Annotated in this window: 20 protein-coding genes; 10 read left to right on the forward strand and 10 right to left on the reverse strand. The window is 72.1% G+C overall.

The window, feature by feature from the left end:
- Window positions 1-22: 22 nt before the first annotated feature.
- Genes M1R94_RS17105 through M1R94_RS17125 form a run of 5 tightly spaced genes read right to left on the reverse strand, consistent with a single transcriptional unit; the run spans window position 23 to window position 5,948 of the window.
- The gene (locus M1R94_RS17105) at window positions 23-1,198 is read right to left on the reverse strand and encodes a glycosyltransferase family 4 protein (protein WP_249382940.1); all 1,176 of its coding nucleotides are present in this window, start codon (window positions 1,196-1,198) and stop codon (window positions 23-25) included.
- Window positions 1,191-3,344 carry a hypothetical protein gene (locus tag M1R94_RS17110; protein WP_249382941.1) on the reverse strand — a complete coding sequence of 718 codons (2,154 nt, stop codon included), beginning with the start codon at window positions 3,342-3,344 and terminating at the stop codon, window positions 1,191-1,193. The genes M1R94_RS17105 and M1R94_RS17110 overlap by 8 nt, the downstream gene beginning before the upstream one ends.
- Complete coding sequence (locus M1R94_RS17115; protein ID WP_249382942.1) at window positions 3,344-4,588, reverse strand: hypothetical protein; 1,245 nt, start codon at window positions 4,586-4,588, stop codon at window positions 3,344-3,346. The genes M1R94_RS17110 and M1R94_RS17115 overlap by 1 nt, the downstream gene beginning before the upstream one ends.
- On the reverse strand, window positions 4,585-5,451 hold the full coding sequence (locus M1R94_RS17120) for a decaprenyl-phosphate phosphoribosyltransferase (protein WP_249382943.1): 867 nt from the start codon (window positions 5,449-5,451) through the stop codon (window positions 4,585-4,587). The genes M1R94_RS17115 and M1R94_RS17120 overlap by 4 nt, the downstream gene beginning before the upstream one ends.
- The gene (locus M1R94_RS17125) at window positions 5,448-5,948 is read right to left on the reverse strand and encodes a phosphatase PAP2 family protein (RefSeq protein ID WP_308199928.1); all 501 of its coding nucleotides are present in this window, start codon (window positions 5,946-5,948) and stop codon (window positions 5,448-5,450) included. The genes M1R94_RS17120 and M1R94_RS17125 overlap by 4 nt, the downstream gene beginning before the upstream one ends.
- Between M1R94_RS17125 and M1R94_RS17130 the strand changes: the two genes are divergently transcribed.
- From M1R94_RS17130 to M1R94_RS17140, 3 genes are all read left to right on the forward strand, one after another.
- Entirely contained in the window at window positions 5,844-6,341 is a 498-nt protein-coding gene (locus M1R94_RS17130) for a hypothetical protein (RefSeq protein ID WP_249382945.1), read from the forward strand. The genes M1R94_RS17125 and M1R94_RS17130 overlap by 105 nt on opposite strands.
- Before the next feature lie 76 nt (window positions 6,342-6,417).
- A complete protein-coding gene (locus M1R94_RS17135) occupies window positions 6,418-7,686 on the forward strand; it encodes an LCP family protein (protein WP_249382946.1) in 1,269 nt (422 codons plus the stop codon).
- Window positions 7,687-8,102: 416 nt separating this feature from the next.
- A complete protein-coding gene (locus M1R94_RS17140; protein WP_249383003.1) occupies window positions 8,103-9,011 on the forward strand; it encodes an LCP family protein in 909 nt (302 codons plus the stop codon).
- Here the strand turns inward: M1R94_RS17140 and M1R94_RS17145 are convergent.
- Window positions 8,959-10,182, reverse strand: a complete 1,224-nt coding sequence (locus tag M1R94_RS17145; RefSeq protein WP_249382947.1) for an acyltransferase family protein — start codon at window positions 10,180-10,182, stop codon at window positions 8,959-8,961. The two genes, M1R94_RS17140 and M1R94_RS17145, sit on opposite strands and share 53 nt — an antisense overlap.
- Window positions 10,183-10,345: 163 nt before the next feature.
- Between M1R94_RS17145 and M1R94_RS17150 the strand changes: the two genes are divergently transcribed.
- Together M1R94_RS17150 and M1R94_RS17155 are read left to right on the forward strand one after the other, a co-directional pair.
- Entirely contained in the window at window positions 10,346-11,053 is a 708-nt protein-coding gene (locus tag M1R94_RS17150) for a hypothetical protein (protein ID WP_249382948.1), read from the forward strand.
- Window positions 11,050-11,295: a helix-turn-helix domain-containing protein gene (locus tag M1R94_RS17155; protein ID WP_249382949.1), complete on the forward strand. Its 246-nt coding sequence runs from the start codon at window positions 11,050-11,052 to the stop codon at window positions 11,293-11,295. The genes M1R94_RS17150 and M1R94_RS17155 overlap by 4 nt, the downstream gene beginning before the upstream one ends.
- A 20-nt stretch (window positions 11,296-11,315) precedes the next feature.
- On the opposite strand, the gene purE is transcribed toward M1R94_RS17155, so the two are convergent.
- Entirely contained in the window at window positions 11,316-11,834 is a 519-nt protein-coding gene (gene purE / locus M1R94_RS17160; RefSeq protein WP_249383004.1) for a 5-(carboxyamino)imidazole ribonucleotide mutase, read from the reverse strand.
- A gap of 126 nt (window positions 11,835-11,960) precedes the next feature.
- Window positions 11,961-13,124, reverse strand: a complete 1,164-nt coding sequence (locus M1R94_RS17165; RefSeq protein ID WP_249383005.1) for a 5-(carboxyamino)imidazole ribonucleotide synthase — start codon at window positions 13,122-13,124, stop codon at window positions 11,961-11,963.
- 61 nt (window positions 13,125-13,185) lie between these two features.
- On the opposite strand from M1R94_RS17165, the gene M1R94_RS17170 reads away from it, so the two are divergent.
- A complete protein-coding gene (locus M1R94_RS17170; RefSeq protein ID WP_249382950.1) occupies window positions 13,186-13,710 on the forward strand; it encodes a GtrA family protein in 525 nt (174 codons plus the stop codon).
- Between the two features lie 48 nt (window positions 13,711-13,758).
- On the opposite strand, the gene M1R94_RS17175 is transcribed toward M1R94_RS17170, so the two are convergent.
- Window positions 13,759-15,093 (reverse strand): ATP-binding protein, encoded by a 1,335-nt coding sequence (locus M1R94_RS17175; protein WP_249382951.1) that lies wholly within the window; start codon window positions 15,091-15,093, stop codon window positions 13,759-13,761.
- Window positions 15,094-15,128: 35 nt separating this feature from the next.
- Window positions 15,129-15,812 carry a response regulator transcription factor gene (locus tag M1R94_RS17180; protein WP_249382952.1) on the reverse strand — a complete coding sequence of 228 codons (684 nt, stop codon included), beginning with the start codon at window positions 15,810-15,812 and terminating at the stop codon, window positions 15,129-15,131.
- A 146-nt stretch (window positions 15,813-15,958) separates the two neighbouring features.
- Between M1R94_RS17180 and M1R94_RS17185 the strand changes: the two genes are divergently transcribed.
- The 4 genes from M1R94_RS17185 to M1R94_RS17200 all read left to right on the forward strand — a co-directional run bounded on the left by M1R94_RS17185 (window position 15,959) and on the right by M1R94_RS17200 (window position 21,534).
- Complete coding sequence (locus tag M1R94_RS17185; protein ID WP_249382953.1) at window positions 15,959-17,251, forward strand: sensor histidine kinase; 1,293 nt, start codon at window positions 15,959-15,961, stop codon at window positions 17,249-17,251.
- Window positions 17,248-17,976: a response regulator gene (locus tag M1R94_RS17190; protein WP_249382954.1), complete on the forward strand. Its 729-nt coding sequence runs from the start codon at window positions 17,248-17,250 to the stop codon at window positions 17,974-17,976. Before M1R94_RS17185 ends, M1R94_RS17190 begins: the two co-directional genes overlap by 4 nt.
- A gap of 217 nt (window positions 17,977-18,193) precedes the next feature.
- Entirely contained in the window at window positions 18,194-18,976 is a 783-nt protein-coding gene (locus tag M1R94_RS17195; protein WP_249382955.1) for an ABC transporter ATP-binding protein, read from the forward strand.
- Window positions 18,976-21,534 (forward strand): ABC transporter permease, encoded by a 2,559-nt coding sequence (locus M1R94_RS17200; protein WP_249382956.1) that lies wholly within the window; start codon window positions 18,976-18,978, stop codon window positions 21,532-21,534. The genes M1R94_RS17195 and M1R94_RS17200 overlap by 1 nt, the downstream gene beginning before the upstream one ends.
- Window positions 21,535-21,614: the final 80 nt, after the last annotated feature.

Genomic DNA, 21,614 nt, shown 5'->3' on the forward strand with positions numbered 1-21,614 from the left:
CCTCGTCACCACCGGTGGAGAGTCAACGAGCACCTGACCGTGTCTGACGTCTACGTCCCGCATGAGGCCAGACCCCATGGGGCGCCGCGCCAAGCGAGCCCAGGATCTCTTCGAAACGAGCAACCACGATGTCTGGCGTGCACTCCTCGCGGGCAAAGGAGTCGACCCCTGCCGCCGCACCCTCGACGGTGAGCTCACGCAGTGCGCGAGTGATCGCCGCCGCGTCACGCGGTGGAACGATGCGGCCGTGCCCTGAGCGCTGCACCGGAATCCGGACACCTGGCAGGTCCGATGCCACCACACGCACGCCACGCAGCATCGCCTCGACCTGGACGATCCCGAAGGCCTCGAAGGAGTTGATCGAGGGAAGAGCGAACACGTCAAGCGACGCATAGAAGTCGGCGAGGTGCTCGTCCGTGAGGAATCCGAGAAGACGCACGCGCGGATCTCCGTCGATGGCCGCACGAACACGATCGACCACGCTTCCGCCCGCGACCTGCGCGAAGTCGCCGCCGATCAGGAGCCGGGCGTCCGGCCCGAGCTCACGGAAGCCCTGGACGAGGTACTCCAGCCCCTTCTCCTCGACGATCCTCCCGAGGAAGCCGACATGCAGGCCGTCCCCGTCGCGAAACGACGCCGCACCCGGCCCACGGTCGAGCGCGGGGGCCGAGACCGGTGTGAAGCGCCCGCGCATGGCGCCGTGCAGACGGCTGTGCTCGGCGTAGTCGGCCGTGGTCACCGCGATCCGCGCAGAGCGTCGCAGGGCAGTACGGTGCGAGGCGTCAAGGACAGCGGACTGAAAGGCATTGAACGCGCCTGGGGGCATCGAGACGTCGCACTGGTAGAGCGTCACCAGATGCTCGCGAGGTACCGCCAGCGCGATCGCACCGGCCTCGAGCATCGGTGCGTTGAGCAACGTCATCCGCGCTCTCTGGGCGAGCCGCACGGCTGTCGGGACGAACGACGGGCTGATGATCCCCTTGCCGATCCGGGCGACCACACCGGTTCGGACGACCTCGACCCCGTTGAGGATCTCGCGCGCAGGTGTGGCCGGGTCGTGGTGGCCGGCGACGACCACCACCCGATGACCGCGGCTCGCGAGCCCTTCGGCCACCATCCGGGCGTACTCGGTCACACCCGAGACGTACGGCGAGTAGTAGTTCAGCACCTGCAGAACATCGATCGGACGCTCATCCACCGCCACGCACCCCCTCCAGCTCGAAGCCTGGTCCTCCACCCACACCGTCGGACCCGGTGTCCACGATGACGGTCGACACTCGCTCTGTCAGCATCAGGGGCACACCACCCGCCGAGTCCGACAGGTGTGGCACGGCCGTCGCTCCGAGCGGGACGACAGCGACCACCGCATCGGGAGGCAACCCTGCTACCTCGACGTAGACCGTCGTCGACGCCGACTCGGAACGCAGCACCGTCATCGTCGCGAGGTCAGCGCCTGCGATGCCCCCGCCTGGGCTCGCATGGTGCGACCACTCCGCGGCCATTCCCGTCGGGGCGATCACGACGACGGGGCCACGGGACATGTCGATCAGCGTGAACCGGTCGTTGCGATGGACCACCGTCCCCTCGTCTGCGTCGACCACGGCGCCAGGTCCGATGAGCACGAAGCGATCGAGCTCGCCCGCCCAATGCCTGCTGGTGCCGAGATAGTCGAGCCACAGGCTGACGTAGGACGTGAGCCTGTGGTCGCGCAGGGCCTCCGAGAGCCACAGCTGGCTGAAGAAGTCCGGGACGACCACGGTGACGTCCTCCCCGTCACCACCGCGGAGGTCGGAGATCCAGGAGGCTGCCTCCGCGAAGTCGTCGTCGACGTGACGGGACAGCGCGTAGGCACGGTCGAGCCCGTGGGGCGCTGCTCGCAGGTTCACCAGCGGAAACACCACAACGGTCATCGCCAGGCATACCACCAGGACGGTGCGCACGCCACGGAAGCGGGGACGTCGGGCGGCGAGCACCCCGAGCCGGTCGACCAGCCCACGCCAGCCGTCGACGACCGCAAGGGTGACGAACGGGGTGAAGAGCACCGCTGTGCGCAGCTGCGTGTAGCCGTGGTGACCGATGGTCGCCATCGCCAGGTACACGCCACCGACAGCGAGCATCGGCCACCACATGCGTCGCCAAGGCGCGGTCAGGAGGGCGAGGAGCAGACCCGCGACGGCGACGACGACGAGCACGACACCGGTCCGCGACGCGCCCGCGGGTGCGATGAGCGAGGTAGCGCCGACCACGCGCGCGGCAGCAGGCCACCAGCCCTCGCTGAACAACGGCGAGCCGATCGCATCACCGGAACGATCGTTCAGCACGAGTGACGCGACGCCTCGCACAGCTCCCGGCCCGGCGAGCACCAGTGCTCCGACCACGATGCCCGCCATGCGGAGAATGTCCGCCCTGATCTGCGGCCAACGTTGGAGAAGCACGACGCCCGCGACTGCAGGGGCGACGAAGAGCAGCAACTCTGTGTAGACCGCGACTACGCCTGCGAGTAGCACGACCGCCGGCCACGCCAGGTCACGTTCCTTCAAGCTTGCCGCGGCGACTGCCACAGCCAGCACACCGAGACAGACGCCCAGCAACGAGTCCGCGTTCTGCTGGTAGGCCTGCTGGACCAGCAGGGCCGAGCTCCCCGTCAGGATCCCTGCCGCCGCACCGCCACAGCGACCGAACCCGAGGAGGCGCCCCGCGACATAGCCGGCCGGCACCATGAGCGAGATCCACACGGCCATCGCGGCCATGGCCTGATCCCTCGGGCTGGTCCCGGACGCGACGCTCAGGGCCGCGTGGACGAGGGGCTGCCCGATGCGGACTGGGAAGGTGAGGGAGGAGCGGATCGGCTGTTCGGCCGGTGTCATCGCATCGAGAGACGGTCCTTCAGGTGCGAATGCGGGTACCGGGGTGATGTCATGGTCGATCAGGTACTCGGCCTGGGTGACGTAGTAGAAGACGTCGTGGCTCGGGTTCGGGGAGATCGGTCGGGCATCGCCTGCCCACAGCGACGGGAGCAGGGCAACGGCCCCGACGACGGCGCCGCCCGCGAGCAGCCCGATCGCAGCACGCACCGGGCCACGACCAATCCGCCACGGCCGCGCGCCGCGCCGGATCGCGACCACGGCGACGACGCCTGCGACAACGGCCGCGACCATGAGGGAGCCAGCAGCGGCCACGACGAACGAGGTCCACGAGCTCACCGCCGCGAGGAAGGCCACCCCGACGAGCGGGAAGGCGGGGACGAGCGTACGAAGCCGTTCCTCCGGCAGCGGCGCCAGGACGGCCCATCCGAGTGCCGTGGACACGGCAAGAGCAACCACCACGTAGACGATCGCGGTCATCACAGCTCCACCTGCCGGGTGAGTTGAAAGAGCGGCGGAAGCAGCACCGCAGCCGCAACGACGGACCCCACGAGCAGCGGTGCGGCCGTCCGGACGACGAGGTCGGGAACCACCAAGACCACCAGGACGCTCGCCGTCACGCCCATGGCCCAGGCGACGACGGCACGCCGGTGCCCTCGGGTCGCCACCGTCACGTCGTTCGCCACGGCCGCGATGAGGAATGTCCCGAGTGCGGCAGCGAGCAGCGTGAAGGCACCGCGATCGATCCGGTAGTCGGGACCGAACGCCATCCTCACCGCCCAGGGCCCGAGGGTCAGCGCACCGCCGACCGTGGCCACGGCCAGGCCGATGGTCGCCGCCGTTAGCACACCTAGCAGGGAGCGGACCCGCGCCAGGTCTCGGCGGGCCACGGCCGCGGTGACCCGAGCCAGGTAGGCCGCCTGGGCGAACTGCTGGACGAACACCGGGACACGGACGAGCGCCAGGGCCGCAGCGATGCCGCCGGCGAGCGCGGCATCCTTCTGGCTCGCGGGCAGGGAGACCACGACGTTGCCGCTGTTGAGGACCGCCTGCATCGCGGACAGCGCGACCACGAGAGTCCACACCTCACGCCTCAGTCCCACGCCCTCGGCCGTGCTGAGCAGCGGTCCCCGCACCATGCGGGCGAGGAACCGGGCGAGCAGACCCGCCCCGAGCGCCGATCCGGCGACCACTGCGGCGTAGGCGCGCCAGTCCGCAGCGCCCGTGACCGCGAGCACAGCGGCCCCGGCGGTACGCAGCAGGTTGTCGGCCATCAGCACTGCGGCGTACGACCTCAGGTCTCCGTTCCCGGCGAGCAGGCCTCGTGCCGGGAACTGCATCGCGAAGCCCGCGCACGCGACGGCGAAGATGCCTGCCAGCACGCCGACGTCGGCCAGGCTCCTGCCCTTCACCATCTCGAGCCCCGCGACGACCACGACGGCCACGAGGGCAAGCTGGGCCCCCGTGCGCGTCACCGCGGGGGCAGCCCCGCCGCCGCGGCCTGCCGCGGAGGCCTCGCGGCGAGCCAGGACCTGCTCGAGTGGGAGGAACGCCCCGATCGATGTCACGACGACCGCCGCCCAGAACCCGTTGAACGACGCGTAGTGGGCCGGCCCCACGGCGCGTGCGACAACGATGAGCAGGGCGTAGGTCAGGGCTCCGGACGTGACCGCCGCGACAGCGACCCACCACGCCGAGGCGTGACGCGCGGTGCTCGTCGTCATCCGAGCAGCGCGCTCGCGCCGAAGAGCAGCACCCACAGGAGCCCCAGCGCCTGGAGCACACGGTCACCCAGCACCACGCTCTCGGGCTCGCCTGCCGTCCCGTTGTCGATATCGACGGCGTACCGCAGGATCGCGAGCGCGAACGGGGCGATCGAGATCTGCGCGATGAGCGGGAGGTCACGCTCGAGCGACACGGCCCACAACGCGTAGAACACGATGGCAGAGGTCGCGGCGATACCCCAGACGAAGCGCAGGTACGAGGCCGAGTACTCCTCGAGGCTACGTCGGCTTGTCGCGTTGCCCTCGCCCATGAGGCGAACCTCGGAGAAGCGCTTGCCTGCCACCATGAACAGCGAGCCGAACGACGCCACCAGCATGAACCACGGGGAGAGCACAAGGCCGACCGCCACGCCTCCCGCCGCCGCGCGCAGAAGGAAGCCAGACGACACCGCAGCGAGATCGATGACCGGGACGTGCTTGAGCCGCACGCAGTACGCCAGATGAACCGCAAGGTACGTCGCGACCACTCCCGCGAAGCCCCATCCGCCGACGAGCGGTGACAGGGCGAGGACGACGCCGGCGAGCAGCACGGCGACGCCGACCGCGACCTCCACGGTCAGCGCGCCGGACGCGATGGGGCGGTTCCGCTTGACGGGGTGCTGGGCGTCCTCGTGCCGGTCGAGGACGTCGTTGACGAGATAGATCGCCGACGACGCGAGGCAGAACAGCCCGAAGGCCGCGAGACTGGTGAGGAGGGAGTCGCCCTCTAGCAGGCTCCCGGCGGCCAGCGGCGCAGCGAACACTAGGACGTTCTTGAGCCACTGGCGCGGTCGCAGTGCCCGAACCAGCGATCGGAGCTTCATCGGGCAACCACCACCCGTGCGAGGCGCTCGACCGTCGCACCGAGCGCGCAGCCAGCCAGCACGTCGAACGGGAAGTGGACTCCGAGCAGGACGCGGGACAGGCCCATGACGCCGAGCACACCCGACGCGGGCCCCCACCCGACGAGGGGCACCAGTGCGGCAGCAGCCGCCGCTGTCGACGTCGCGTGGGCGCTGGGGAAGCTCAGCGCCGATGGTGTGCCGACGAGCACCTGGACGCGATCCTCATCCGGGCGAGAACGCCGGACGACGCGCTTGACCACCACGGCCGCAGCGTGCGCTGCGAACGCGCTCACACCGACGTGCATCCAGGCGCGGCGGCGGTCACGGTCGACGGCCGCGCCGACTGCGGCGAGTCCGTACCATCCGAGCCCGTGCTCACCCCAGTGGGACAGAGCCCGGGCAACCTGCGGCAGCGGCGATCGAGCAAGGTGGGCTTGCACGGTCCGTACGGCTTCCAGCTCGAGCTCGCGCATCATGTCCACTCCCGCTCGATGATGTCGGCTCCACTCCCGCTCGATGATGTCGGCGCCGATCGGCGCAGGGCGCTGGTGCACGCCATGCGCACCCGTCAGCCCCAGTGGCCAGGGCCCGCGACAGCCTACAGCGGCGGCTACCAAGTTCTCGCGGGTGGGCCGCGCCGCTCGCTAGGGTGGCACCTCACCCACCACCTCGAGACTCCCGTGCGTCTGCTCGTCACGGGTGGTGCCCGTTTCATCGGCTCCAACTTCGTCCACCAGACGGTGCGCGAGCGCGCCGCGCAGCTCGGCACCGTGGTGGCCCATCGGCAGGTCATCGACGGTCGCAACGCCCTGGACCCGGTGCGCTGGCGTGCGGCCGGATGGACCTACACGGGCCTGGGACGACCCTGATCTGCACGACTCCTCCACCACGCCCACCCCTGAGGTCCGCCGATCAAGGGACGCGCCCGCCCTATGATCCTGACCTGTGACCGCCCGACACGCTGCCGCCACGCGCCCGCGCGCCGTCCGGCACGCCCGTAACCCGCACCGCCACCACCTGCTGCGACTCGGTGCGCTGCTCGTCGTGGGTGTCATGTCCTTCGGGGTCACCGGGGCGGCCACGGCCTACGTCCGGCTGCAGAACAACATCCTCTCCGCGGACATCGACCACCTTCTCGGCGACGACCGGCCCGAGGTCCTGGCAACCCCGGACCCTGACGACCCCAACAGCGGCGCCCCGGTCAACATCCTGGTCCTGGGCACCGACTCGCGCGAGGGCAGCGAGGAGGCGGTCGCCGACGGCGAGGAGGGCCAGCGCTCGGACACCACCATCGTCGTCCACGTCTCGGCCGACCGGCAGCGGGTCGACCTGGTGTCCATCCCCCGCGACTCCCTGGTCCAGATCCCCGAGTGCCTCCGGTCGGACGGCACGAGCTCGCGAGCCCAGGGCACCGCGATGTTCAACTCGGCGTACTCGATCGGCGGGATGTCGGGCGAGATCTCCGACGCGGCCGCCTGCACCCAGCGGACCGTCGAGCAGAACACCGGTGTGCGGATCGACCACTTCGTGGTGATCAACATGGCCGGGTTCATCAACATGGTCGACGCCCTGGGCGGGGTGCCGATCTGCATCCCTGAGGAGATCTACTCCCCCAAGGCGAACAACCTCCACCTCCAGGCCGGAAACCAGGTCCTGGACGGCGGGCAGGCGCTGTCCTACGCCCGCGCACGCTCGGGTGAGGGCCTCGACGGCTCCGACACCGCCCGCATCGGACGCCAGCAGCGGCTGCTCGCCGCGACGGCGTCCTCGGTGCTGTCCAAGAACCTGCTGACCGACGTCCCCGAGCTCGTCCGGTTCCTCAACGCGGTCACCCGTTCGCTGACGGTCAGCAGCGGGCTCTCCTCGATCCCCGACATGACCGGCCTCGCCTTCAGCCTCCGCGAGGTCTCCAGTGGCAGCATCACCTTCATGACCGTTCCCTTCGCCCCGGCGCCCTCCGACCCCAACCGGGTGGTGTGGACCTCCGAGGCCGACGACGTCTGGGCGAAGGTCGCGTCCGACCAGCCGCTCGTGACCCCGGTCGAGCCGCCGACCGCCGAGGACCCGACCACGGACACCGGGACCGGCACGGACGGCGCGGGCTCGACCGAGGACGTCTCGACCGACGCACCCGTCACCGACCCCGAACAGGTCGAGACGAAGGAGCCCGGGGTCGATCCGTTCACCCCGGACGACACCGCCGTCTGCGGCTGATCGCGGTGGCCGACGACGAGTCCCGGGCGCCGGGGCGGGACCGCAAGGGGCAGGGGAAGGGACCCCAGGGGCAGCCGCCCCGACGTGTCTCGAGCCGAGCACGCGACAACGGGACGGCACGGCCGGCCCCGCAGGCGCCGAACACCCGTCCGCCGAGCTTCGCTCCCAGCACCGGTGGTCGGTCGCGACCGACCCCGGGTGGAGCCCAGGAACCCCCGCCGACCGTGGTCGGCAGTGCCCCGGCAGCCCCACCGGCCCGTCGGGTACCACCGGCAGCCCCACCGGTCGCTGCGGCGCCTCGGGCCGCCGCAGCGCAGCGGCCCGCTGCCACACACCGACCCGCCGCTGCGCCCCTGCCCGCTCCCGCGGCGGGCGCACGACGTCGGCCGCTACGGCGTGCCGGGCAGGTGCTCGCGGTGCTGCTGGTGCTCCTGCTCGCCTGGCCGCTGGGCCTGGCGTGGTGGGCGAACGGACGGATCGAGCACGTCGACGCGCTGAGCGGGGCGGGCGGCACACCGGGAACCACCTATCTGCTCGCCGGGTCGGACTCGCGCGAGGACGGCGCGATCGAGGACCCCGAGACGCTGGGGGCGCGCACCGACACGATCATGCTGCTGCACGTCCCCCCCTCGGGCCCCCCAGCACTGATCAGCCTCCCCCGTGACACCTACACCGAGATCCCCGGCCACGACGCCAGCAAGCTGAACTCGGCGTTCTCCTGGGGCGGCGCCCCCCTGCTCGTGCAGACCGTCGAGGGCCTGAGCGGCATGACGATCGACCACTACGTCGAGGTCGGCTTCGGTGGGGTCGAGGGAGTCGTGGACGCGGTCGGCGGGGTCGAGCTGTGCCTCGACTACGACGTGAACGAGCCGTTGAGCGGTCTGGTCTGGACCGCTGGCTGCCAGGTCACCGACGGCACGATGGCCCTGGCCTTCGCCCGCATGCGCTACGCCGACCCCTACGGTGACATCGGGCGCGCCCAGCGCCAGCAGCAGCTCATCGGGTCGCTCGCCAGCGAGGTCGCCGACCCCGTCGTGCTGGTGAACCCCTCCCGCCAGGTCTCGCTCGTCCGGGCAGGGACCGACGCCCTGGTGGTCAGCGAGGGGACGAACGTGCTCGACCTCGGCCGGCTCGGGCTCGCCTTCCGGCGGGCCTCGGGACCGGGCGGCATCACCGGGACACCACCCATCGCGAGCCTCGACCACCGACCGGGGAACGTCGGCTCGACCGTGCTGCTCGACCCCGAGCAGACCCCGGGGTTCTTCGCCGCGATCAGGGAGGGCTCGCTCCCACCGGGACCGGTCGGCGGGCCTCCCGGGGCGTGACCTCCTCGGCCCTCGAGCGGTCGCGTCGACCGAAGGCCTGCGTCAGGCGCCTCTCGAGCCACCGCCGCGCGGGCAGGTTGACCCGCTTCTCGACACCGTGGTGGATGAGCCACGCGAGCGCGAACGACGCGAGGCAGGCCGCGGCGAGGGTCAACCACACCGGGAGCACGTCGTGCAGCAGGTGGATGACCCACCAGCCCCAGAACTCGTGGATCAGGTACAGCGGGTAGGTCAGCGCACCCATCGCGGTCAGTGCCGGCCAGCTGACCCGTGAGAGCCGGGTCATCGACAGGGCCGCCACGGTCACGAAGCAGGCGACCACGACGAGCCCGAGAAGCACCGGGGACGGGTCGAAGGCTGTGTTGCGGCCGAGCGAGGCCATCTGGGCCGGGACGACGTGGTAGATCGCGAGCACCAGGTTCCCGCCCACCAGGAGCCACGGCACCAGCCGGTGCCCGTCACGGTGGATCAGGTAGAGCAGCATGCCGCCGGCGAACAGCGGCGCGTAGCGCGAGATGAGCAGCATCTCGGCGGTCTGCCACCCGGCGACCTGGACGAGCAGGGCTACCACGGGCCACGCCGCGGCGAAGACCAGGACCCTGCGGCGGGTGATGCCGATCGCGACGAAGAGCACGATGAGCAGGTAGAACCGCAGCTCGGTCCACAGCGTCCAGTAGACGCCGTCGACATGCCGGACGCCGAAGGCCTCCTGCAGCAGGGTCACGTTGACCGCGACCTCGGTGAGGCTGATCCGCTTGCCCTCGGGCCACACGACCAGGAGCAGGAAGCTGGTCAGCGCGAGGGCGGCCCAGTACGTCGGGTAGAGGCGGGCGAGCCGTGAGGCAACCACCGCCGGGACGCTGCGCCCCCACGCCGTCCAGAGGATGACGAAGCCGCTGATCAGGAAGAACAGCTCGGGGGCGAGGGCGAAGTACATCGCGACCTGCCCGAAGGCCGGGAACACCTCACCCGGGTCGGTGCCCCAGGCCGAGCTCCACCTGGTGGTGAAGTGGTAGAGCAGCACGCCCCAGGCGGCGAGGAAGCGCAGCCCGTCCATCGAGTACAGCCGAGGTGCGCGGACACCCTGCCCGACCGGCGCAGCGCCGGTCGAGGGCTCCGGGCGGGCGGTCGGTCGCGGCGCAGGAACCCGCGACGAGCTCGTCGTCACCATTCCGTGACCTTACGTTCGAATCGTCGCGAGCGCCTCCCGGGTTCGTCCCGGGTCCTCGCTCGCAAGCGCCACGCAGCGCGCACGGGACAGGTCTGGTCAACGAAGGCAGCGCGCGCTAGGTTCGGCGACATATCGATGGTCGTTATGGCGAGGAGAGCATGTGATGGCGTCGGAACATCGGGACCTCTCACCGGCACCGCGAACCGCACGTCGAATCGCCGCCCTGAGCTCCTTCCTCCGGGCCCTGGGGGTGATCTCGACGATCTGGGGTGTGCTCTACGTCGCGAACGGCGCCACCCAGGCACGGGGATGGGTCAAGGTCCCGGTCGCCCTCCTGGGCGCCCCGGACTCGGGTGGCGGGTGGGGCAACTCCCGGGTGGTCGTCCCCGGGGTCGAGGTGGCCGGCGGGTGGTTCGCGGGCGCGCGCCCTGTCGGCGCGGAGGGTGTCGCCGGGCCGACCGGCGGCACCGACGGTGTGCTGACCCTCGCGGCCTGGGACTCCACCGTCCTGGAGCAGGTCCTGGGTCGCGGTGACTGGCTGGTCGCAGGTCTCGGTCTGCTCGTCGGTGGCCTCACGCTGCGCCGGGTGCTGCTGGCGATCGCCTCGGGCCGACCGTTCGCCGGCGGCACCTCCCGGCACCTGCTGGTCGCCGCAGGCGCCATCGCCGTGGCCGGGTTCCTCGCCCCGCTGCTGCCCCAGCTTGCCGGGCTCCTCGTCCTGGACCGGGTCGGCCTGGCCGGCCAGGGCCAGTTCTCGACCGGTCTGCTCTACTCGGTCGAACCGGTGCTCGTCGCTGCCGTGGTCGCAGCCGTCGCGGTCGCCTTCCGCGCGGGCGAGCAGATGACCCGTGAGATGGACGGGCTGGTGTGACACCGTCCACCGATCGCGGCGAGACCGACCACCGGGTCGTGTGCCACCTGGACCGGCTGCTCACCGACCGTGGGATGACCCTCACCGAGCTCGCCGACCGGGCCGGCATCTCGGTGGTGAACCTCTCGGTGCTCAAGAACGACCGAGCGCGTGCTGTCCGCTTCACGACGCTGACCGCCGTCTGCGACGCACTCGGCTGCACGGTGGGTGAGCTCCTCGAGGTCACCCACCGCCCAGGATGAACCCGGACGACGCGACGCCCTCAGGGACCGAACCCGGTCCCCTGGCTCGGGCGACCGGAACCGTACCGGGCGCGCAGCCTCTCGCCCTTGGCCTGGGCCTGGTCCCGCAGGGAGGCCTGGAACGTCACCATCCGTGCGCGCAGGTCCAGCGAGTCGGCGTCGCCACCCGCAGCGAGGATGCGGACCGCCAGCAGTCCCGCGTTCCGGGCACCCCCCACCGAGACGGTCGCCACCGGGACACCCGCCGGCATCTGCACGATCGACAGCAGCGAGTCCATGCCGTCCAGGTGCGCGAGCGGGACCGGCACGCCGATCACCGGCAGCGGCGTGACGGCCGCGAGCATGCCGGGCAGATGAGCCGCCCCACCCGCCCCGGCGATCAGGACCCGCAGACCGCGGTCTGCCGCGAGCCGTCCGTAGTCGACCATCTCCTGCGGCATCCGGTGCGCCGAGACGACGTCGACCTCGCACGGGACGTCGAACTCCGCCAGGGCCTCGGACGCGGCCTGCATGACCGGCCAGTCCGAGTCGGACCCCATCACCACGCCGACCAGCGGCTGATCGCTCACGGGACTCTCCTCATCCGTCGTCGTCGGGCACGGCCCGGGTCGGGCACAGCCTCGCAGGTGCGGGTCGCGCGGTCACCACCGTGGTGGGGCACGAGCTCACTCGCCGCGCAGGAGCGCCGCAGCCGCCCGTGCCCGTGCCCGCACGTCGTCGAGGTCGTCGCCGTAGACCGTGACGTGGCCGAGCTTGCGACCCGGGCGGATCTCCTTGCCGTAGAGGTGGACACGAGCCCCGGGGTCGGCCGCGGTCACCCCGACGAGCGCGTCGGTCAGCCGGTCCAGGGAGCTGCCCAGCACGTTGGCCATGACCGACCACGGCGCGCGGGGGGCGGGGTCGCCCAGCGGCAGGTCGAGCACGGCCCGCAGGTGCTGCTCGAACTGGCTGGTCACCGCACCGTCGATCGTCCAGTGCCCCGAGTTGTGCGGCCTCATCGCGAGCTCGTTGACCACGATGCTGCCGGGCTCACCGTCGGCCCCGGCCACCTCGAACATCTCCACCGCGAGGACACCCGTCACGTCCAGCCCCTCGGCGATGCGGATCGCCGCCGCGAGGGCCGACTGCTCGACCTCGGGGTGCAGGCCGGGCGCCGGGGCCAGCACCTCGGAGCACACGCCGTCGACCTGCACCGTCTCGACCACGGGCCAGGCCCGTACCTCGCCCGAGGGCCGGCGGGCGAGCAGCACCGCGAGCTCACGCACGAAGGGCACCTTCTCCTCGACGAGCAGGGCCGGCCCACCGATCCGGGCGGCCGCGAACCACTCGGCGACCTCGCTCGCCTCGCGCACCACCCGGACGCCCTTGCCGTCGTAGCCACCCCGGGCGGTCTTGACCACCGCCTGACCACCCGAGGTGGCCAGGAAGGCCGTCAGGGCACCTGTGTCGGGGAGCTCGGCCCACCGGGGGCACGGGACCCCCAGCTCGGTGAGCCGCCGCCGCATGACGATCTTGTCCTGGGCGTGCAGCAGGGCCGCTGCAGCCGGACGGACGGGTGTCCCCGCAGCCTCGACCTGGGCCAGGACGTCGGCGGGCACGTGCTCGTGCTCGAAGGTCAGCACGTCGGCCACCGGGGGGCCGGCCACGAGCTGCGGGAGCGCCGACGGCTCCCTGGGCATCCCCACCGGCGCGTCGACCACCACCCGGGCCGCCGACGCCGTCGGCGACTCGACCAGGACCCGCAGGTCGATCCCCAGTGCCGTCGATGCGGAGGTCATCATCCGCGCGAGCTGGCCGCCGCCCACCACTGCCACCACAGGTGCTGTCACGACCGCCGAGCCTAACAACGCCCCGCCTGCCGTCCTGCCGACGTCCAGATACGCTGCCGCCATGCACCGCCTCAGGTCATGGGTCACCTCACGACTCGGGGAGCTGACCCGTTTCGGGTCCGTCGGCGCGGTGGCCTACGTGGTGGACGTCGGCGTGTTCAACCTGCTCCGCTTCGGCCCCGGGCAGCTGCTCGGTGACCGCCCGCTCACCGCCAAGGTGCTCTCGGTGGTCGTCGCCACCCTGGTGGCCTGGGTGGGCAACCGCTACTGGACCTTCGCCGCGCGGCGGACCGCGGCGCCCTCCCGTGAGCTGCTGGGCTTCGCGGTCGTCAACGTCGGGGGCATGGGCATCGCGGTCGCCTGCCTGGCCGTCTCCCACTACGTGCTGGGTCTGACCTCGCCCCTGGCCGACAACATCGCCGCCAACGGTGTCGGACTGGTCCTGGGCACCGCCTTCCGCTACGTGGCCTATCGACGCCTGGTCTTCACCGGCGATGGTCCCCACGCCCTGCGCGCCCCCTCCACGGCTGAGGGGTCACCTGCGGCGGCCCAGGACGCGACCGTCACAGCGCCGCGCGGGGCCTGACAGGCGAGCTGCCGACCCTTGCCCCTCGATCCGTCCTCGACCGCCCGTTCAACGCACAAACCGACGGTGCCGACGGCCCTTGCGCAGCGACACCAGCGCACCGCGCGGCAGCACGACGTCGGGGTCCAGGGTCTTGGGCACACCGGCCAGGAAGATCGCGAAGACCGGCGGTCGGCGCTGCGCGAGCTCGAGCCGTCCGCCGTCCGCCGCGACGAGGTCGCGCGCGAGCGCCAGGCCCAGACCGGTCCCCGCCCCCGAGGTCACCTCGCGCTCGAAGATCCGCGGAGCGATCTCGTCCGGGACCCCCGCACCCTCGTCGGTCACCTCGATCACCACAGCGCCCCCGGATCCCGAGGCACGCGACCGCACGGTCGTGGTCCCGCTGCCGTGCTTGAGGGAGTTCTCGATCAGGGTGGCCAACGCCTGGGCCAGGGCGCCCGGCGTGGCCAGGACAGCGACGCCGTCGGGGACCTCGACCACCAGTCTGCGCCGGGCCGAGGCGTAGGACGGACCCCACTCCTCCTCCTGCTGATGGACCACGTCGATCAGGTGCACGGCCTCGGTGGTCCCGCCCTGCGCGCGCCGTGACCGGGTGAGGAGGTCGTCGACCACCGAGACGAGACGCTCGACCTGCTCGAGCGAGATACGGGCCTCGTCGCGCACCTCCTCCTTCTCGGTGGCTGCGGCGATCTCCTCGAGCCGCATCGACAGCGCCGTGAGGGGGGTGCGGAGCTGGTGGGAGGCGTCAGCGGCGAACTGACGCTCGGCCGCGAGCCGCCCGGCCATCCGGTCGGCGCTGCGCGCGAGCTCGGCAGCGACCAGGTCGATCTCCTCGACCCCCGAGGGCTCCAGACGCGGCCGGACCTGCCCGGACCCGAGCTGCTCGGCGCTCGCCGCCAGGTAGACCAACGGCGCGGCCAGCCGCCGGGCCTGCCACAGGGCCATCGAGATGCCCGCGGCGAAGGCGACCGTCGACGCACCGACCACCAGCGCCACTGCCCGGGCGGTGCGCCAGAACACGTCCCACCAGGACATCGACAGGATCACCACCGCGCCGGTGTCCGTGTGCACCACGGCGGGATAGGCCCGGCCCTCGATCGGCTCACCCGCGCGGATCCGGGTCCCGTCCGGCCCGACCACCGAGACGTAGGCCGGGAGGTCGCGGGTGCCACCCACGTAGGGCGTGAGCATGTCCTCGGTCAGCTCGCGGTCGAGGGCGAGACGGCTCTCGACCGAGCGTGACAGAGCTGCCGCACGGGCCTGCAGGTCCCGGTACTCGCCCTCGCGGACCAGCTGGGCGGCGAAGAACGCGAGGGGGAAGCCCAGCAGCACGACCGCGACGGTCACGGCGGCGATGGTCGCCTGAAGGACGCGACGACGCATCTCAGGGCGACCCGGTCAGCGGACCGCGGAGCGCGTCACGGGGCGCCCGTCTCGAACCGGAAGCCCATCCCACGCACCGTGGAGATGTACCGGGGCGCGTTGGCGTCGTCGCCGAGCTTGCGACGCAGCCACGAGACGTGCATGTCCAGGGTCTTGGTCGAGCCGTTCGGGTCCGAGTCCCACACCTCGCGCATCAGGGCCTCGCGACCCACCACGGAGCCCGCGTCCCGGACCAGGACACGCAGCAGGTCGAACTCCTTGGCCGTCAGGTGCAGCTCACGCTCGCCCTGGAAGGCCCGGTGCGCGGCGAGGTCCATCCGGACGTTCTGCGCGGAGATCTCGTCCTCCTCCATGCCGTCGGCGTGCGAGCGGCGCAGCAGCGCACGGACCCGCGCGAGCAGCTCGGCGAGGCGGAAGGGCTTGGTGACGTAGTCGTCGGCGCCCGCGTCGAGCCCGACCACCAGGTCGACCTCGTCGGCCCGGGCGGTCAGCACCAGCACGGGGGTGGTGAGGCCGTTGTTGCGGATCCATCGCGCCACGTCCAGGCCGTCCATGTCGGGCAGGCCGAGGTCGAGGATGACCATGTCGGCGCGCGCCGCGTTGTCGATCGCCCCTTGACCGGTGCCTTGCACGATCACTTCGTAGCCTTCGCGACCAAGGGCTCGGGCCAACGGCTCGGCAATGGCCGGGTCATCTTCTGCCAAGAGAACCTGGGTCATGCGCCCATGCTAGGTCACGCGGGGCCCGGGTGGGTGGAGGCCGCCGCCGACGTCGCACCGGCGTCCCCCCGCGGGGGTACCTCGCCTGCCCCCAGGTCCCCCGCCGGGCCGATCCGGGACGGTCGCAGCCCACCTAGGCTGGGTCGATGCGGTGGTGGCAGCGGGTCGGAGCGTGGGACGACACCCACCGGTTCCCGGTCGACGTCACCTGGGCCGTGCTGGCCGGACTCGTCGCCGTGCCCTTCGCGACCGGCGAGTACGGAGTGGTCAGCAACCACCAGGTGTTCTCGGTGTCCGCGCTGTTCAGTCTCGCGATGGTCATCCCGATCGCGTGGCGCAGGGTGCGGCCCGCCGCCTCGGCCGCAGCGGTGTTCTCCCTCGCCCTGCTGCACCTCCTGATCGGCTTCGTCCTCATCGTCCCCGCCGACTTCCTCGTCCTGGTGGCCCTGTACTCGGTCACCGTGCACGGTCCCGTGTGGGCCTACCGGGTCGCGATCACCGGGAGTCTGGCCGGCTCCCTCCTGCTGGGCGCGGCGTTCGCGACCCTGTCCGGGAGCGATCTCGGTGCCGGGGCCTTCGCCACGATCAGTGCGACCCTGCTCTCGGTCAGCGTCTTCGCCTTCGCGCTGGTGCGGCGCTCGCGCCGTGAGCTGATCGACTCGCTGGTCGACCGGGCGCGCCGGCTCGAGATCGAGCGTGACCAGCAGGCACAGATCGCCACCGCTGCCGAGCGAGCACGCATCGCCCGGGAGATGCACGACATCGTCGCCCACTCGCTCTCGGTGATGATCGCCCAGGCCGACGGTGGCCGGTACGCGGCAGCCGCCGACCCCGGGGCCGCGACACGGTCGCTGACCACGATCGGCGAGACCGGTCGTGCAGCCCTGGCCGACATGCGCCGGCTGCTCGGGGTGCTCCGCACCGACGACGCCCCGCAGGGGCACGGGCCGGACGGCCGGCCCGTGCCCACCGGTCCCACGAACCGCCGTGGCGGTCCCCGAGCGGTCACCCCGCCGGCGGTGGTCGAGCTGACCCCCCAGCCCGCGGTCGGGGACATCGAGAACCTGGTCGAGCAGGTGCGGTCCAGCGGGGTGCGGGTCTCGCTGGTACGGATGGGCACCGCACGCACGCTCCCGCCAGGCACCGGGCTGACCGTCTACCGCATCTGCCAGGAGTCGCTCACCAACGTGCTCAAGCACGCCGGACCGAGCCCCACCGCCACGGTGCTGCTCCAGTGGGCCGCCGCGAGCCTGGTCCTCGAGGTCAGCGACGACGGCCGCGGGGCCGCCGCGGGGACCGACGGCGCCGGCCAGGGAGTGCTCGGCATGCGTGAGCGTGCTGCCATGCTCGGCGGGACGCTGACCGCAGGCCCGCGACCCGGCGGTGGCTACCGGGTCCGTGCCGAGATCCCCATCCCCCTGCTCGAGGAGCGACCGTGACGTCAGACCCCGCACCCACCGGCAGCGTCGGCACTCCGATCCGGGTCGCGCTGGTCGACGACCAGCAGCTCGTCCGTGCCGGGTTCCGGATGGTCATCGACTCCCAGCCCGACCTCGAGGTGCTGGTCGAGGCGGGAGACGGCCACGAGGCGCTGCGGCGGCTCGCAGCCGTCGAGGTCGACGTCGTCATGATGGACGTCCGGATGCCCCATCTCGACGGCCTGGCTGCGACCGCACGGCTCACCGCACAGGCCGGTGGCACGGCGAGCGACCCGGCCCGCCGTGCACCGCGGGTGATCGTCCTGACCACCTTCGACCTCGACGAGTACGTGCTCGCCGCGATCAAGGCCGGTGCGAGCGGCTTCCTGCTCAAGGACGCACCCCCCGAGGAGATGCTCGCGGCGATCCGCACGGTGCACGCCGGGGACGCCGTCATCGCACCGTCGTCGACCCGACGCCTCCTCGAGCACCTCGTCACCGCCCTGCCCGACGCCGACGCGCAGCACGTCCACCCGGGTCTGGCCGAGCTGACCGACCGCGAGCGCGAGGTGCTCGTGCTCATGGCACGCGGCCGCTCCAACACCGAGATCGGGTCCGACCTGTTCGTCGCCGAGGCGACGGTCAAGACCCACGTGGGTCGCATCCTGTCCAAGCTCGGTGCGCGTGACCGGGTCCAGGCCGTCGTCACCGCCTACGAGGGCGGCCTGGTGCGCCCCGGGGCGTGACCGACCCGACCGAGCCGCAGCCACCCTTCTCGAACAGATCTGTGCGCAGGACGCACCCGATCGTTCGAGACGGTGACGTGCGCCCGGTCGGGAGGACACCGGGTCCCACCACGGGATGACCGCGGGCCGCACCGGACCATGCCGGGGCTCGATGCCCGTCCGGTGCCGCCGTCCGTAGCGTCGCAGTCACGATCGACGACTCAACGGGAGAACACCTGTGGACACCACGACCAGCCCACCCAGCACCACCACCGCTGCCGTCCGGGCCCGCGGCCTGACCAAGACGTACGGCAGCGGCGAAGCGGCCGTGCACGCCCTCGCCGGGGTCGACGTCGACTTCGCGGCCGGGGAGTTCACCGCGATCATGGGCCCCTCGGGCTCGGGCAAGTCCACCCTGATGCATCTGCTCGCGGGCCTGGACTCCGCGACGTCGGGCCAGGCGGTTCTCGGCAGCACCGAGATCACCGGCATGGACGACCGCGCGCTGACCCGGCTCCGCCGCGAACGCATCGGCTTCGTCTTCCAGTCCTTCAACCTGCTGCCGATGTTCACCGCCGAGCAGAACATCACCCTGCCGCTCGAGCTCGCCGGTGCGAAGGTCGACCGCGAGTGGTTCGACACGCTCACCACGACCCTGGGGCTCGCCGACCGGCTCACCCACCGGCCCAGCGAGCTGTCCGGCGGGCAGCAGCAGCGGGTCGCCGTCGCCCGGGCGCTGATCGCCCGGCCCGACGTCGTCTTCGCCGACGAGCCCACCGGGAACCTCGACTCCCGCTCAGGGGCACAGGTGCTCAGCTTCCTGCGGCGCTCGGTCCGCGAGCTGGGACGCACGATCATCATGGTCACCCACGACCCCTCGGCCGCCGCGTACGCCGACCGGGTCGTGCTGATCGCCGACGGCCGCATCGCCGGCGACATCACCGACCCGACCCCCGAGTCCGTGCTGGCCGGGCTGGACGCGCTGCGCTCCCTCGACGACCTCCCCGCGGTGGTGCGCTGATGCTGCGACTGACCCTGGCCCAGATGCGCCGGAGCCTGGGACGTCTGACCGCCGCAGGCATCGCGATCGTCATCAGCACCGCCTTCGTCGCCGCGACGCTTCTCGCCGGCGACGCCATGACCCGGACCACCTACGACGCGGTGAGCCGCTCCTACGCACAGGCCGACCTCGTGCTCTCGCAGGCCCCGATGACCGGCAAGGACCTCGCCGTGGTCGGGTCCGTCCCGGGGGTGGAGGCCGTCCACGCCCCGCTGACCGGATGGGTCGAGGTGCCCAACGGGGGCGGGATCACCTACCTCGAGGTGACCACACCGGCCCAGGACCCGCGCCTGGAGGGTTCGACCGTCCTGGACGGCAGGCTGCCGGACGGCCCGGGGCAGATCGCCATGCCCGCGGACGTCGTCGAGCGGCTTGGACTGTCCCTCGCGGACCAGGTGCCGGCCACGCAGACCACCTACCGGGAGGATCCAGAGGACCCCGAGAACGTCGTCCCGGACACCCTCGAGGACGAGCTCGAGCTCGTGGGCGTGCTCGACGACACGGGGACCGCGTTGATGGGTGGCGGGCCGGCCGTGGTGGACCGCACCGACCTGGCCCGGTGGCTCCGCTTCCTGGAGCCCGAGGCCACCACCGACGTGCACCACCTCGTTCTGGTGGCCGTCCAGGACGGCGTCCCGGTGACCGAGGTACGGGAGTCCCTGCGCACCGCGCTCGACGGCGACATCGCGGTCCGGACGGTCGACGAGCAGGCGGCGGAGACCGTCGCCGGTCTGACCAACAGCGCGCAGGTCTTCACCGCGATCGTGCTCGGCTTCGCCGCGATCGCCCTCCTCGTGGCCGCGCTCGTGATCGCGAACACCTTCCAGGTGCTCGTCGCTCAGCGCACCCGGACCCTCGCGCTGCTGCGGTGCGTCGGCGCCGACCGTGCCCAGCTGCGGCGCTCGGTCGTGACCGAGGCGCTGCTGCTCGGTGTGGCCGCCTCGGTCGTGGGCACGGCGCTGGGGACCCTCGTGGTGCAGGGCGTCCTGGGGATCCTCACGCGGATGGACACCGACGTGCCGGTGCCGGACGGCGTGAACCTGACCGCCGTCTCGGTGCTCGTCCCGGTCGCCGTGGGGGTCACCATGACGGTGCTGGCAGCACTGGCACCTGCACGTGCCGCGACGCGGGTCGCGCCGCTCGCCGCCCTGCGTCCCGCGGAGGCGCCCCGGGTCACCCACCGCTCGGGACGGGTCCGCGCGGTGCTGTCGGGCCTGCTGATGGTCGGTGGGTTCGCGGGGCTCGCGCTCGGCGTGGTCATCGGCCCACGGGTCGACCTCATGCTCGGGCTGGCCGTCGGGGTGCTGGGGGGCGCCGCGTCCTTCGTCGGCGTCCTTCTCGGGTCGGTGTTCTGGGTCCCACGCCTGGTCGGCCGGTTCGGCAGGCTGCTCAGCCGCGGCGGTGTGGCGGCGACCCTGGCCGCGGCGAACACCGTCCGCAACCCCCGTCGCACTGCGGCCACCAGTGCCGCGCTGCTGATCGGCGTGACCCTGGTGGCGATGATGTCCACCGGGGCGGCGAGCACCCGCGCCTCGCTCGACGAGGCCCTCAACGACGAGTTCCCCGTCGACGTCGAGGTGATCACGGCCAACCGGTCTGCGGGGGCACCTGCGATGCCGGCCGATGTGCTCTCCGGGATCAGGGGCACCGCGGGGATCGCCGCCGTCGCAGAGCTGACCTCGACGGTCGTCATGGTCAACGGCACGGAGGAGATCGGGGTCGACGCCGTCGATCCCGCCGCGGCCGCCGAGGTGCTCCGCAGCCCCGAGCAGCTGGCCGGCCTGGACGCCTCGAGCGTCGTGGTCCCGGCTGCCGTGGCGCGGTGGAGCGGCATCACCACCGGGTCCGAGGTGACGATGCTCTCCGACGACGGGACCAGCCTCACCCTCACCGCGGTGGTCACCGACCTGGCCGCCTACTCGGCCGTCGTGCTGCCGGAGGTGCTCGAGCAGCTCGACCCGAGCGCCGCGGTGACCAGCGTGTGGGTGCGGCTCGCCCACCTGGACGACGTCGAGCGCGTGGTCGCCGAGATCCAGCAGCTCGCGAGCGGGGCCGACGTCGCGGTCGCGGTGCAGGGGGCCGCGGTCGAGCGGGCCTTCTACCAGCGGGTGATCAACACCTTGCTCGCGGTGGTGGTCGGGCTGCTCGGGGTCGCGGTCGTGATCGCGCTCATCGGTGTCGCGAACACGCTCTCCCTGTCGGTCCTCGAACGGCGTCGCGAGTCCGCGACGCTGCGGGCGATCGGGCTCTCGCGCCGCCAGCTCCGCGGGACGCTCGCGATCGAGGGGATGCTCATCGCCGGCGTCGGTGCCGTGGTCGGGTCGGTGCTGGGGGTCGCCTACGGGTGGGCCGGGGCGCAGACCGTGCTGGGTGAGGTGAGCTCGGTCGGGCTGACCGTCCCGTGGCGTGACCTCGCACTGGTCCTGGTCGTGGCACTGCTGGCCGGGCTCCTGGCCTCGGTGGTACCCGGCCGTAGCGCCGCCCGGACCTCACCGGTGGCTGCGCTCGCGGTCGAGTAGCTACGCCGCTCGCGCACGGTCATCACCCCGTCGGCGCCGGACCTGTGGACGTGGGACGCTCCCCACGCCCCCCGGGTCCG

The organism is Actinotalea alkalitolerans (genome assembly GCF_023369855.1).
Lineage (GTDB): Bacteria > Actinomycetota > Actinomycetes > Actinomycetales > Cellulomonadaceae > Actinotalea.

Excerpts from the sequence above, each read along its gene's own strand:
- M1R94_RS17185 (WP_249382953.1), top strand. The coding sequence starts at position 15,959 with ATGCGGTGGTGGCAGCGGGTCGGAGCGTGGGACGACACCCACCGGTTC.
- M1R94_RS17200 (WP_249382956.1), top strand. The coding sequence starts at position 18,976 with ATGCTGCGACTGACCCTGGCCCAGATGCGCCGGAGCCTGGGACGTCTG.
- M1R94_RS17150 (WP_249382948.1), top strand. The coding sequence starts at position 10,346 with ATGGCGTCGGAACATCGGGACCTCTCACCGGCACCGCGAACCGCACGT.
- M1R94_RS17180 (WP_249382952.1), bottom strand. The coding sequence starts at position 15,812 with ATGACCCAGGTTCTCTTGGCAGAAGATGACCCGGCCATTGCCGAGCCG.
- M1R94_RS17145 (WP_249382947.1), bottom strand. The coding sequence starts at position 10,182 with ATGGTGACGACGAGCTCGTCGCGGGTTCCTGCGCCGCGACCGACCGCC.
- M1R94_RS17170 (WP_249382950.1), top strand. The coding sequence starts at position 13,186 with ATGCACCGCCTCAGGTCATGGGTCACCTCACGACTCGGGGAGCTGACC.
- M1R94_RS17110 (WP_249382941.1), bottom strand. The coding sequence starts at position 3,344 with ATGACCGCGATCGTCTACGTGGTGGTTGCTCTTGCCGTGTCCACGGCA.
- M1R94_RS17120 (WP_249382943.1), bottom strand. The coding sequence starts at position 5,451 with ATGAAGCTCCGATCGCTGGTTCGGGCACTGCGACCGCGCCAGTGGCTC.
- purE (WP_249383004.1), bottom strand. The coding sequence starts at position 11,834 with ATGGGGTCCGACTCGGACTGGCCGGTCATGCAGGCCGCGTCCGAGGCC.
- M1R94_RS17175 (WP_249382951.1), bottom strand. The coding sequence starts at position 15,093 with ATGCGTCGTCGCGTCCTTCAGGCGACCATCGCCGCCGTGACCGTCGCG.
- M1R94_RS17125 (WP_308199928.1), bottom strand. The coding sequence starts at position 5,948 with ATGATGCGCGAGCTCGAGCTGGAAGCCGTACGGACCGTGCAAGCCCAC.
- M1R94_RS17115 (WP_249382942.1), bottom strand. The coding sequence starts at position 4,588 with ATGACGACGAGCACCGCGCGTCACGCCTCGGCGTGGTGGGTCGCTGTC.